Origin of the sequence: Microcoleus sp. B4-D4 (assembly GCF_036705185.1) — a bacterium.
Classification (GTDB): Bacteria; Cyanobacteriota; Cyanobacteriia; order Cyanobacteriales; family Microcoleaceae; genus Microcoleus.
The window spans coordinates 1-11,465 of sequence record NZ_JAUBTX010000086.1 but is presented as its reverse complement, the minus strand read 5'-3'; the positions used below and the strand labels follow the sequence as shown (position 1 = coordinate 11,465).

The window sequence follows — 11,465 nt, the reverse complement described above, 5'->3', positions numbered from 1 at the left end:
TTAGTTGTGATGACTTTGTAGTCATCCTAGCCATCCCCTGAGTATAGTTACTCAGTTTCGACTAAACGAATCGCACTCACTATCCTTTAATGTAACTTGACTTAAGGGGTTGTGACCCCCGTATTACCCCCGATCCCTTGCTGTCGAAACGCTACTTCCATGAAGATAAGGGAGGAACTGACAGCAGTGCGCCGCTTAGTTCGGCGTGTATTTTGCCGTTGGTGGCCAAAACTCGACCAGAGTTCATCTCAAAGGCACCCCCATCATAGGCTGTAACTTGACCTCCGGCTTCGGAGACGATGAGTACGCCGGCTGCTACGTCCCAAGGGGAGAGTCCCCGTTCCCAGTATCCGTCCAATCGCCCGCAGGCTGTATGTGCTAGGTCTAGGGCTGCGGAACCGCTGCGCCGCACGCCTTGGGTGAGGTGGGTGAGGTGACAGAATTCGGCATAGTTATTATCTGCTGTGGATCGCCGATCGTAGGCAAAGCCGGTCACTAGCAAGCTATTTCTCAATTCTGAGCTTTGCGAAACTGCGATCGCCGAACGGTTACAGGTTGCGCCCAATCCTTTAGCTGCGCGAAACAATTCGTTATGAGAAGGGTCGTAAATTACGCCAATTTGTGGTATACCGTCGATTAAAAGTCCGATCGACACGGCGTAAAAAGGATATTGGTGAGCATAATTGGTTGTACCGTCCAAAGGGTCGATCGCCCACAGGTATTTGCTAGCTGCATTCCCTAATGAACCCGATTCTTCCGCGAGGATGGCGTGTTCGGGTACGTGGCGGCCGAGAATTTCTAAGATGACGGCTTCTGAGGCTTTGTCGGCTTCTGTGACTAAATCGCCCGATCGACCTTTTTCTTGAATATTTTCTAATTTACCGCAGAAAGATTGCAGGACGGCACCGGCGGCTAGGGCTGCTTCGGTGGCTATTTCTAAGTAGTTTTGCAGTTGATTGTCTGTCATTGGGAAGAAGGAAGAAGGAAGAGGGAAGAAGGAAGAAGGAAGAAGGAAGAGGGAAGAAGGAAGAGGGAAGAACGAACCGCGAAGACGCGAAGGACGCTAAGAAAGAGGGAAGAATAATCCTAATGCCAACAGTCAACAGTCAACTGTCAACTGTCAACTGTCAACTGTCAACTGTCAACAGTCAACTGTCAACTGTCAACTGTCAACTGTCAACTGTCAACTATCAACTGACTATTTCTGCTGATTTTGTTGGCGAAATTCTGCGGGTGTTTGGCGCAAAGCTCGTTCTGGATTCCACAGGCCTTTACCCATGAGTCTCGCCCATTCTTGAGCGTTTAGGAGTCGCTGTTGATATTTCGTGTTGCGCGATCGCCCTGATGCCAAAACATAACCTTCTTTGACTAGCTGTTCGTTGAGCAAAATTCCATCTTGCCACAAGTAGGCTAGTTTGCGATCGAACTGGTCTTTCTCTTCGATGTCTGATTCTAACAATACCTGTTTTCCCCCAATTAGCTGTTCTAATCTTTGTTTGGCTGCTTCTCCCCAAGGCTGCTGTTGAAAATCTGGTGCATCAATACCAATCAGTCTGATTTGTTCTAATAAGGCGATTTTGTCGGCTGTGCTGATAACTTCGATTGTTTGCCCGCTGAGGATTCTTTCTACTTTGGCGATCGTACCTTGGGGCATTTCAGGTTTCTGGCAGCTAGCTAACAACACGCAAAGGGCGATCGCAAATAACCGATAAAGCAGCATTATTAATTGGGAATGGGGAATTGGCAATTGGCAATTGAGGGAAGCTACACTTTGGCAGGGAAAATAAAAGTTTTCTGTTTCGTAATAAATTTTCCCTTGTAGTGATGTCTCGCGCGCGATCGGCTCGCTCTGGTATAATTCCGCAGTTACCGGATTTGAGATCATTCTTCATCCAAGGGCAAACCGACTCTAACCTTACCTTTACCGAAATAGCGACCGAATTGCAATTCATAAACTTCGTCTTCGTCTTGCGTCTCTACCTCAATGTTAGAACGGGGATAGCAGACGCACAGCAAAGCATAACCTTCTTTTTGCAGTTCCACAGAAAGCCCCATTGCTTCAGGCTGGTGCAGTTCCCCCGACTTGACGCGCACCGCACAGGCCGTACAAGCGCCGTTGCGACAGGAAAAAGGCAATTCTACTCCTTGGTTTTCGGCGCTTTGGAGGATGTAGCGGTCTTCGGGTACTCGCACTGTGTGGCGATCGCCTGTCTGTCTGTTATGAATTTTAATGGTGTAAGAACGAGTCATGGAATTTTAGATTTTAGATTTTAGATTTTAGATTCGGGTTTGGCAGGCAAAATCCTTGATATCAATGGGTTTGCGCTACAGCGAGGAGAATCCTATCCGCCCCGCGTGACACCCTACCCACATTAAACAACAAATTTATGCCCTTACCCCTTCCCAAATCAGATTTGTTCTGCTAAGATAGTTTAGCTGTGGCTAAATGAATAAATTTAGCCCTGGAGAGGTGGCCGAGCGGTTGAAGGCGCACGCCTGGAAAGTGTGTTTAGGGCAACTTAACGAGGGTTCGAATCCCTCCCTCTCCGTTTATAGCCTTTGTCAAAAAGGTGAGTTACAAGTTGAAATTACAGATTGGGGGATTGATGGATTGAGCGATCGATCGGTCAATCCCTTATCTTTTGCCAGAAATGTTATAAACCCGCCCCACGAAAACACTTAAAAGTTAAGCCAGAGACCTAAAATCCCTGGCTTAACTTAACCTAAAATATCAACCATTCTACTGCTTCATATCGGCCGGAAAAGCACCAGCTTTCACCGCCACAGTCACCGGTTGCCCGCCGCGACTCAACTCAAGCTGCATATCCGCACCTACTTTACTTTTCTCGACAATTTGCTGTACGCTGCCAGCATCAGTGACTTCTGAACCGTTGATTTTCTTAATCACGTCGGCAACGCGAACTCCCGCTTGTGAGGCCGGAGAATCTTTCGCAACTCCCAGAACTAACACGCCTTTATCTTCAGTCAGCTTCAATTTAGGGTTGGGATTTTTATTGAATTCTGCCTTGATTTGGGGAGTAATGCTCAACATCCGAACGCCGAGATAAGGATGTTCCGCTTTTCCGGTGCTTACTAATTGGTCGGCAATTTGTTGCGCCCGATCGATCGGAATCGCAAAACCCAATCCTTGGGCACCTTGAATAATCGCCGTATTCATGCCAATAACTTGACCGCGCTGGTTCAGCAACGGGCCACCGGAGTTGCCGGGATTGATGGCGGCATCGGTTTGAATAAAGCTGACGCGCTTGTCGGGAACGCCGACATCGGCGCTAGAACGGCCTGTAGCGCTAATAATCCCCACAGTCACGGTATTGTCCAAACCGAGGGGATTGCCGATCGCGATCGCCCATTCTCCCGGCAGTAACTCTTCAGATTTGCCCAAACTCACCACAGGCAAATTGTTAGCTTCAATTTTCACAACAGCCACATCAGTAACTGTATCTACCCCTAAAACTTTGCCCACAAATTCGCGACCGTCCTTCAGTTTTACCGTCACCGTATCGGCACCGTCAACAACGTGAGCATTAGTCAAAATGCGACCGTCGGAACCAAAAACAAAACCCGAACCGGAGCCTCGTTCTACCCGATTTCCCTGCGGTACCTGAGAGTCCGGCCCGAAAAAGCGGCGGAAAAACGGATCGTTCAAAACATCAGGCTGTTGGGTTTTCACCGTGCGAGAAGAATCGATTCGCACCACTGCAGGCCCGACCTCCTGCACCACTTTACTCACAAAATTTGAGTCTTGAGAAGGCAGTATATTTGCCGGGAATCCTGAGATTGGCGATGCAGCATTTGCAGGTTCAGCTTTGATGGCGTTAGAAGAGCCGGGAAGTGAAGAAGTTAGGGCATTGCAGCCGACAGTTGCGGTGGAGCCGATCAAAATTAGAGATAAAAAAGCAAGTTTTTTGGGCATAGAAAACTTGCGAGAAAGCTGAGTTTGATTAGGCATATTTTTGCTTGACATAGTATTGATATGGTTGGAAAATGGGCGAGACTTATAATTATCGTTTTGCATTTTTATCACTACCGTGTAACTAACTTACAACTCAATGCTCTATAATTTTAATTCAAGCATTTGTTAGATCTACTTGCCTGGTAGGGTTTACCCTACAGAGTTGGGTAGAAACCGGACTGTACCCGGCTAATGGCTGATTGCTGTTTGCAAGGGCGATCTTTTGTCAGCACTGGCCAATTGCCACCTAAATGCGATAATACATACTACGGTAGCCGACCCGCATATTCCGTATTTTCTCGGAAGAAATCTTCATCGAATCAGTTTTGTCAACTTAGCGGTCGCGACTGCAATTAAATTAGTTTGCAGTCAAAACCTGAGTCTTGACTGCAAAGGCGATCGGGGTTATTTTACGGGCTGCGAGATCGTTCCCAATTTTAAAATCTCAAATCTAAAATAGTATTATTGCTCCATAGGTTCAATAGCATTAACCTCATCAATTTCCATCGATTTGTGCCTAGAAATTTCCCAAGCATCAACAGCATTCTTGATAAAACCGGCCATCGGCACCGCAACTATCAAACCTGCTAATCCCGCAACTTTCACCCCTATTAGCAGCGACACTAAAATCCACACGGGATTCAAGCCGATAAAACCGCCTAATAACCGAGGAGCTACCCCGCTTTCAATGACTTGATCGATTATGGTAGCAACAGCTAAAACTGTGACACCAAGCCAAAAGTTGTTTAATGTAATCAGCAAACTGACAACGCAAATACTAAAAGGTGCCCCGAAGGGAATCATCGTCATTACACCCACACCCAAACCGAACAGCAAGCCGAAGGGAACTCGTAAAATTAAAAAAGCCACAGTCATCGATAGTCCCATCAAACCCGCCAAAGTTGCTTGGCCGACAAAGTAGTTGTGGAAACTTCGCGCCAGCAACAGCCGCAATTGCAAGCTCAGTTTGGAAGGTAGCCACTTAAATAATCCTTCCCACAGGCGATCGCCGTGCAAGAGCAAGTAAAATGTCAGGACTATTGTCAGGAGAAAATTCACGGCACTGTCTGCCGCACCCAAACCAAATTTGAGGATTTCGCCCGTGAGAAACTGCAATTGAGCTGAAAGTCGATCGTTCAATTGAGCAGTTAAACTGGTAATATCAATGCGGAGATTTCGATTTTCCACCCACTTGTTAAATGCTTCAATCTGTTGCGTCCCAGAAACTATCCAAGTTGGCAGCCTCGTGGCGAGTTCAGTGACTTGATTGAGCAAAATAGGAGCCAGAGTGATAGTTAAAACCACTAATATCAGTAAAGTCAAAAACAATACCGACAAAACTGCCCGATCGCGCTTCAAACCATATCTGCGGAGAAAGCGCACCGGATAATCTAGCAAAAAAGAGAACACTGTAGCGACTACCAAAACGGTAATCAGGGCCCGAAAATATTCAAAAACCAGCAGCGCTAACCAGCAGTTGAGTACCGTTAGCGGAAAGAACAATCCGTAAGTCCACCAATGCGACAGTTGAGTGAAACGTCTCATCTAAGTTAACCCAGTTAAAATTGGAGATGCCTGATGCGAGATTGACACTGCTATTCGCGGTTCTGGGTCAACCATTTTATGTTGAATTTATTTATACCAGCCTGCAGAAAATCATCAGTTGCTCGACCAGCCGCAGAAATTGAGCTGCTGGCAGGCATTGCCTGCCAGAACCATCTTATATCGTTTCCGCTAGTATGGATATATTACCTGCGGAATAACTTACTTTTTGCTGTTGCTACCAAAACAGGATTAGCGACTCGCGATTCAACCTTTTTTCCCGTGCCGTTCGAGAGCTAATTGAATTAAACAATCTACTAATTCTGGAAAAGGAATGCCGTCCGCCGCCCACATTTGAGGATACATACTGGTAGCTGTAAAGCCAGGGAAAGTATTAATTTCATTAATCAAAACTTCTCCCGTCGATTCAATGTAGAAAAAATCTACTCGCGCTAAACCGGCTGCGTCTACAGCCAAAAACGCTTGCACTGCCATTTCTTGAATTTGCGAGGCGATCGCATCGCTAACTTTTGCCGGGATTGAGCAATCGGATTGTCCCTCAGCATATTTAGTTTCATAGTCGTAGAAATCGCTTTTAAAAGTAATTTCTCCCACCGTAGAAGCTTTTGGGTTGTCATTGCCCAAAACCGCACATTCTAACTCTCTAGCCACCACACCCGCTTCCACAATTATCCGCCTGTCGTAGCTAGCAGCGCTGTCGAGGGCCGCTTCTAATTCAGCGCGCGATCGAGCCTTAGAAATTCCCACAGACGAGCCCAAATTCGCGGGTTTTACAAAGCAAGGATAGCCCAAACTTTCCTCAATTTTGTCGCACAGTTTGGGGAAAACGCAAGGATTAGACCAAATGTCGGAACGGTTGACAGCGACATATTTTACCTGTGGCAAACCAACGTGAGCAAAAGCCATTTTCATCGCAATTTTATCCATTCCCAGCGCCGATCCCAAAACCCCGGAACCGACAAAAGGAATTTGCAATAATTTAAGCAACCCTTGCACCGTACCGTCTTCGCCGTTGGGCCCGTGCAAAACAGGTATCCAAACATCTACTGCATTAAAATTAGGAAACTGTCTAGATGCGAGAGAGTCTTCTCGTCCTGATTGTTGCTCTATTTCCAGAGATTTTCCTGTTTCTAAAACTTGTTGTGGTGTCGCGCCCGACAGCCAGCGGCCGTCTTTTTGGATGTAAAAGGGCAGAATTTCGTATTTAGAGGCATTTGCATCAGCAGCGAGGGCGCGGGCGATCGCCCGCGCCGAACTAATCGAGACTTCATGTTCGCCCGATCGCCCGCCGAAGAGTAACCCGATCCGCATCTTCGTCATTTTTCAATACTCCCGGTACTTTTTGACAAATATACACGCACTTAGCGCAGCTAGGCCAGGAAGTATGAGACAGCAAGTGAGAATCGAGGGTAAGGAAACTTGGGCTATTATCAGCTATAGCTACTCCGGCTGTATAGGTTTCACAAAACTGCTGCGAGCCCGAACAAAACAATTACTCGGCCCGCCGACGCCCTCACTTTTTGCCACAAAAAACCAAGGTTTATGTCGATCGTCATACAAAACCCCCAATCCGCTAGGGCCGAGATAGATTTCAAAATTCTGCCCTTGTTTCAAAGTACCAACAACAGGCCAACTGCCAATATTTAAATCTATCTTGCTCCCCGGATCTTCAATTTCCCGAATCGAATGAGTTCCCATGCGACAGTTGAGACCGTTCGGGTCAGAATCTACCACTTCCCAATATTGGTGCGAAGTTCTTGTATATTCTCCGTCTTCGTTTGGCTGCGGCAAATCTGCTTGTGAAGCAGACAGTTGTTCGTCGAATTCTGAACTTGGTGTCATGAATTTAAACCCTTTTTTGTTAATTTAAATGAGGACTTGCATTCCTCTCGATCGCACTATAGCAATCCTAAATGATTCGTAAAACTTGTAGGGGTAGCGCCCCGTGCCTACCCCTGATTAATCGGGGATTTTCAAAGGTAACAGCCCTACAATAAATTACACAACTGATGGGAGGATTGCTATAATCTTTATCTCAGGTGCTTGCGGGGCATCCTACAACATAATAGAGGTTTTGCACAAGTTATAGCGGTTAGATCGCGTTGTGAGTTATGCCCTATGCCCTATGCCCTATGCCCGACAGCACCTCATCTTTCGCTTGAAAGGCTATATTTAAAAGCCCTTATAACATTTCTCCAGTCAAACTAAAAGCGCGAATATCAGTAATTTTAACCGGCACAATTTTACCCGCCAACTGTGCAATATCGCCCTTAAAAAAAGTGAGACGATTGCCGCGAGTGCGTCCCATCACCTGACTGGAATCCTTAAGATTCTGAACTTCCACCAAAACCTCCTCAGTGCGTCCGAAATAGCGCTGCGATCGTTCCATAGCCGTTGTTGTGACTACATGATTGATCCGTTGCAGGCGATCGGCCTTCACCTCCTCACTCAACTGATTTTCCCACAAAGCAGCAGGCGTTCCCGGGCGAGGCGAATAAGCCGCCGTATTCACCAAATCAAAACCAACATCTTCGATCAACTTCAGAGTCTTCTCAAACTGCGCCTCCGTCTCCCCCGGAAAACCCACAATCGCATCAGCAGTAATCGAAGCATCCGGCATATAACCGCGAATCATATCAACAATCCGGCGGTACTTCTCCTGAGTATAACCCCGCGACATCGCCTTCAAAATATCATTATCGCCCGACTGAAAAGGCACATGAAAATGTTCGCAAACCTGCGGCAACTCCGCACAAGCCTTAATCAATCTTTCATTAAAATAGCGCGGGTGGCTAGTAGCAAATCTGAGGCGATCGACCCCAGGAACATCCTGCACAAAATAAAGCAAATCTGTCAAAGTATGCTGGTTGCTGCCGTCCGGTTTCGTCCCCGGCAAATCCCGTCCGTAAGCATCAATATTCTGCCCCAACAAAGTTACTTCCTTGTAACCTTGACGGCCCAACTCCTCCATTTCCGCCCGAATAGCCTCCGGCATTCGTGACTGTTCAACCCCGCGAACATTCGGCACAACACAATAAGTGCAGCGTTCATTGCAGCCATAAATTACATTCACCCAAGCAGTCACCTTACTATCACGGCGAGGCTTAGTAATATCCTCCATAATCTCAACAGCTTCAGTCGCCACAACTTGATTTCCCTGAAAAACTTCTTCCAGCAAATCTTCAAGTCGGTTAGCGTGTTGCGGCCCCATTACTAAATCCAATTCCGGCACTCTGCGAAGCAGCGCTTCACCTTCCTGCTGCGCCACGCATCCAGCCACAACTAAAGTCAAACCAGGTTCTTTGCGCTTGCGATGAGCTTGCCTTCCCAGGTTAGAATAAACTCTTTGTTCGGCATTGTCGCGAATCGTGCAAGTATTGTAGAGAATCAAGCTAGCGTCGTTAGGGTCTTCCGAGAACTCAAAGCCCATATTTTCCAGAATGCCGGCCATCCGTTCCGAGTCGGCTTTATTCATCTGGCATCCGAAAGTAGTGATGTGATAGCGGCGGGGTTTAACAGTCATGGCGAATTGCAGGCAAATAAAAAATCTAGGTTTTCAAGCTCAACAAACTATTATAACACTTTTGTGGATAATATCATCTCCAGTTAATTTACCGTTTGTAGGGAAAACTTTAGTCCTCTCTTTTTCTGAGGAATAAAGTTTTCACTACAAACCGAATTAGCGAGGATCATTTTGATAAGCGACTATCTATTTATTTGGAATATAAAAAATGTAAAATTGTTTTAGCAATTCCTTGGGAAGCTAAGTAAGGAACTCCATTCCCCACCGTTTTAAACATATTAGTTAAGGTCATATTTTCTGGTAGCGCAAACTCTTTTGGTAGCGACTGAATAGCCAGTGTTTCTGCAACAGAAAGCCTGCGAACTTTGTAAGGGTGCAAGTGAACTTCGTTATTGCCGTAACAAGCAGTAGGCGAATAACGCCACCGGTGCAAACGCTTGTAAGATTTTTTAGAATCATCTCCCTCATCGACAGCAGCAAATCTTTTAATTCCCGCTCTTGGTTGAAAATAGTGTTGGGCATTAGGATGGTTGGCAACATCATTTTTTTGCAACCAAAACTGTACTGTTAAATCTTTGGGAATGCCATCAGGGCAAGGCAAAAAACTATCACCGAAAAAGGCATTTATTTCAGGCCAAGGACAAGCAAAAACTTCAGATTTTGGATATAATATCTGATTCGACCAAGGAAATAAATTTTCAGGCAACATCGGGCTATTTTTATCTAAATAAATACCCATATTTTTAACAATATCTTTTTGGAAACCGATTAAAATAATTCTGTCTCTATCTTGCGGGACACCGTATTCGATCGCATTTATTAACCTTTCCACAAAAACATATCCAGAATCAGCCAACTTAAGCTTGAGTTCGTCGTAAAAAGCCTTATGTTTTTTAGTTCTCCACAAACCTTTGACATTTTCAAACAAAAAGAAATCCGGCTGCTGCTGACAAATTAATTCAATGTACGAAGCTGAAAGTTGACCTTTATCTCCTTCCCCACCTCGGTTTTTGCCACCAATAGAAAAATCAGGACAAGGTGGCCCAGCAATAAATCCAATAATATCGTGATGCTTGCGGGCATCCTGCATCAATTCTCGCAAGTGAAGTGCTGGTTTTCCCTCTATAAGTCGAGTCACATCTGCTTCCTCTCCTTCGCAGTATCCATATTCTGGTAACGGCAAATTCAGACACTGCCGAGAGTAGCGGTATGCTTGCATAAAAGGTGGGAAAATTTCATTGACATACACTACATTAAAGCCGCTCAATTCAAAACCTAGGTCAAGGAATCCCGAACCGGAAAAAAATGAAAATATACAGGGAATTGGGCATTGGAAATTGGGCATTGGGAATCGGTAATTGGTAATTGGTAATTGGTAATTGGTAATTGGTAATTGGCCGGGGCGGGTTTATGAAATTATTGGTCTTAGGCACAGATTGTCTGTAAAACCAGCCCCTACAGGCATCACAAAAATCACACAATATTTTTACAACCACTGGCCGCCTCGGAAACGCCAGTGGGGAAACAAAATCCGCATTAGTGTTTGCGATGCTAGATAAATAGCCAGCCACACTAAACTATAATGCAGTGCAAAAGCTCCCAAGTCAAAATCTTGGGCAGGTATTCCCGGCAAACCAATAATCTTGATTAAAAATAACACAAAAAGCGCTTCCCAAATCCCGGCGAGCAATTGAAATACACCGGGCCAATCTCGATCCCAGCGAAACTGCTGAATATAGATATATAAGGCATCCCAGCCGAGGCCAAAAATTGCTAGATAGCCTAAAATTAAGAAAAAAATTGAGCCGGATTTGGTTGTCATTAAACCCATAAAAAAGGGCAGTGTTACTAAAACGCCTACGGTTGCAAATAGCAGTAAGCGAGTTTGCCAGCGGCCGAATAGGGTGGGAGTCATGCGATTTTATATTTTATATTTTAGATTGGGAATTGGGAATTGGGAATTGGGAATTGGGAATTGGGCATTGGGAATTGGGCATTGGGAATTGGGAATTGGGAATTGGGAATTGGGCATTGGGAATTGGGCATTGGGAATTGGGAATTGGGCATTGGGCATTGGGCATTGGGCATTGGGAATTGGGCATTGGGAATTGGGAATTGGGAATTGGGAATTGGGAATTGGGAATTGGGAATTGGCAATTGGGCATTGGGGATTGGGAATTGGGCATTGGGAATTGGGAATTGGGCATTGGGAATTGGGAATTGGGAATTGGGAATTGGGCATTGGGAATTGGGAATTGGGAATTGGGCATTGGGAATTGGGAATTGGGCATTGGGAATTGGGAATTGGGCATTGGAGCTAACAAATAACGTAAGGATTCAGGTCTGAAGAATGGGAATGAGCTCAGGCATAGCCAAGTCACAAGAATGGGCATTCATAGCCTCACG

At 45.7% G+C, this 11,465-nt stretch carries 12 protein-coding genes and 1 tRNA gene; 3 read left to right on the top strand and 10 right to left on the bottom strand.

Translation table 11 applies throughout. The annotated features are described in order from the left end of the window. Nucleotides 1-151: 151 nt before the first annotated feature. On the bottom strand, nt 152-967 hold the full coding sequence (locus QUB13_RS29865; protein ID WP_333086857.1) for an inositol monophosphatase family protein: 816 nt from the start codon (nt 965-967) through the stop codon (nt 152-154). On the opposite strand from QUB13_RS29865, the gene QUB13_RS29860 reads away from it, so the two are divergent. Then, nucleotides 953-1,084 carry a hypothetical protein gene (locus QUB13_RS29860; RefSeq protein WP_333388576.1) on the top strand — a complete coding sequence of 44 codons (132 nt, stop codon included), beginning with the start codon at nt 953-955 and terminating at the stop codon, nt 1,082-1,084. The two genes, QUB13_RS29865 and QUB13_RS29860, sit on opposite strands and share 15 nt — an antisense overlap. 114 nt (nt 1,085-1,198) lie before the next feature. Here QUB13_RS29860 and QUB13_RS29855 read toward each other — a convergent pair whose 3' ends face one another. Then, nucleotides 1,199-1,885, bottom strand: a complete 687-nt coding sequence (locus tag QUB13_RS29855; RefSeq protein ID WP_333388573.1) for a thermonuclease family protein — start codon at nt 1,883-1,885, stop codon at nt 1,199-1,201. Continuing rightward, nucleotides 1,882-2,250 carry a 2Fe-2S iron-sulfur cluster-binding protein gene (locus QUB13_RS29850; protein ID WP_194012927.1) on the bottom strand — a complete coding sequence of 123 codons (369 nt, stop codon included), beginning with the start codon at nt 2,248-2,250 and terminating at the stop codon, nt 1,882-1,884. Before QUB13_RS29850 ends, QUB13_RS29855 begins: the two co-directional genes overlap by 4 nt. A gap of 214 nt (nt 2,251-2,464) precedes the next feature. Between QUB13_RS29850 and QUB13_RS29845 the strand changes: the two genes are divergently transcribed. After that, nucleotides 2,465-2,549 (top strand) — tRNA-Ser (locus QUB13_RS29845). 191 nt (nt 2,550-2,740) lie between these two features. Here the strand turns inward: QUB13_RS29845 and QUB13_RS29840 are convergent. From QUB13_RS29840 to QUB13_RS29810, 7 genes are all read right to left on the bottom strand, one after another. Beyond that, nucleotides 2,741-3,970 carry an HhoA/HhoB/HtrA family serine endopeptidase gene (locus QUB13_RS29840; RefSeq protein WP_333388569.1) on the bottom strand — a complete coding sequence of 410 codons (1,230 nt, stop codon included), beginning with the start codon at nt 3,968-3,970 and terminating at the stop codon, nt 2,741-2,743. Between the two features lie 465 nt (nt 3,971-4,435). Next, the gene (locus QUB13_RS29835) at nt 4,436-5,518 is read right to left on the bottom strand and encodes an AI-2E family transporter (RefSeq protein ID WP_194065742.1); all 1,083 of its coding nucleotides are present in this window, start codon (nt 5,516-5,518) and stop codon (nt 4,436-4,438) included. Between the two features lie 264 nt (nt 5,519-5,782). Next, nucleotides 5,783-6,856 (bottom strand): D-alanine--D-alanine ligase family protein, encoded by a 1,074-nt coding sequence (locus QUB13_RS29830; protein WP_333388566.1) that lies wholly within the window; start codon nt 6,854-6,856, stop codon nt 5,783-5,785. A 120-nt stretch (nt 6,857-6,976) separates the two neighbouring features. After that, entirely contained in the window at nt 6,977-7,378 is a 402-nt protein-coding gene (locus tag QUB13_RS29825; RefSeq protein ID WP_333388563.1) for a hypothetical protein, read from the bottom strand. A 340-nt stretch (nt 7,379-7,718) separates the two neighbouring features. Then, a complete protein-coding gene (miaB, locus tag QUB13_RS29820; protein ID WP_333388560.1) occupies nt 7,719-9,059 on the bottom strand; it encodes a tRNA (N6-isopentenyl adenosine(37)-C2)-methylthiotransferase MiaB in 1,341 nt (446 codons plus the stop codon). 190 nt (nt 9,060-9,249) lie between these two features. Continuing rightward, nucleotides 9,250-10,404 carry a DNA cytosine methyltransferase gene (locus QUB13_RS29815; RefSeq protein WP_333388557.1) on the bottom strand — a complete coding sequence of 385 codons (1,155 nt, stop codon included), beginning with the start codon at nt 10,402-10,404 and terminating at the stop codon, nt 9,250-9,252. Nucleotides 10,405-10,545: 141 nt separating this feature from the next. Then, nucleotides 10,546-10,974 (bottom strand): hypothetical protein, encoded by a 429-nt coding sequence (locus QUB13_RS29810; protein ID WP_333388554.1) that lies wholly within the window; start codon nt 10,972-10,974, stop codon nt 10,546-10,548. Here QUB13_RS29810 and QUB13_RS29805 point away from each other — a divergent pair. After that, nucleotides 10,973-11,380, top strand: a complete 408-nt coding sequence (locus QUB13_RS29805) for a hypothetical protein (RefSeq protein ID WP_333388551.1) — start codon at nt 10,973-10,975, stop codon at nt 11,378-11,380. The two genes, QUB13_RS29810 and QUB13_RS29805, sit on opposite strands and share 2 nt — an antisense overlap. Nucleotides 11,381-11,465 lie beyond the last annotated feature (85 nt).

Excerpts from the sequence above, each read along its gene's own strand:
- QUB13_RS29865 (WP_333086857.1), bottom strand. The coding sequence starts at position 967 with ATGACAGACAATCAACTGCAAAACTACTTAGAAATAGCCACCGAAGCA.
- QUB13_RS29855 (WP_333388573.1), bottom strand. The coding sequence starts at position 1,885 with ATGATCTCAAATCCGGTAACTGCGGAATTATACCAGAGCGAGCCGATC.
- QUB13_RS29850 (WP_194012927.1), bottom strand. The coding sequence starts at position 2,250 with ATGACTCGTTCTTACACCATTAAAATTCATAACAGACAGACAGGCGAT.
- QUB13_RS29840 (WP_333388569.1), bottom strand. The coding sequence starts at position 3,970 with ATGCCTAATCAAACTCAGCTTTCTCGCAAGTTTTCTATGCCCAAAAAA.
- QUB13_RS29835 (WP_194065742.1), bottom strand. The coding sequence starts at position 5,518 with ATGAGACGTTTCACTCAACTGTCGCATTGGTGGACTTACGGATTGTTC.
- QUB13_RS29830 (WP_333388566.1), bottom strand. The coding sequence starts at position 6,856 with ATGACGAAGATGCGGATCGGGTTACTCTTCGGCGGGCGATCGGGCGAA.
- QUB13_RS29825 (WP_333388563.1), bottom strand. The coding sequence starts at position 7,378 with ATGACACCAAGTTCAGAATTCGACGAACAACTGTCTGCTTCACAAGCA.
- miaB (WP_333388560.1), bottom strand. The coding sequence starts at position 9,059 with ATGACTGTTAAACCCCGCCGCTATCACATCACTACTTTCGGATGCCAG.
- QUB13_RS29815 (WP_333388557.1), bottom strand. The coding sequence starts at position 10,404 with ATGCCCAATTTCCAATGCCCAATTCCCTGTATATTTTCATTTTTTTCC.
- QUB13_RS29805 (WP_333388551.1), top strand. The coding sequence starts at position 10,973 with ATGCGATTTTATATTTTATATTTTAGATTGGGAATTGGGAATTGGGAA.
- QUB13_RS29810 (WP_333388554.1), bottom strand. The coding sequence starts at position 10,974 with ATGACTCCCACCCTATTCGGCCGCTGGCAAACTCGCTTACTGCTATTT.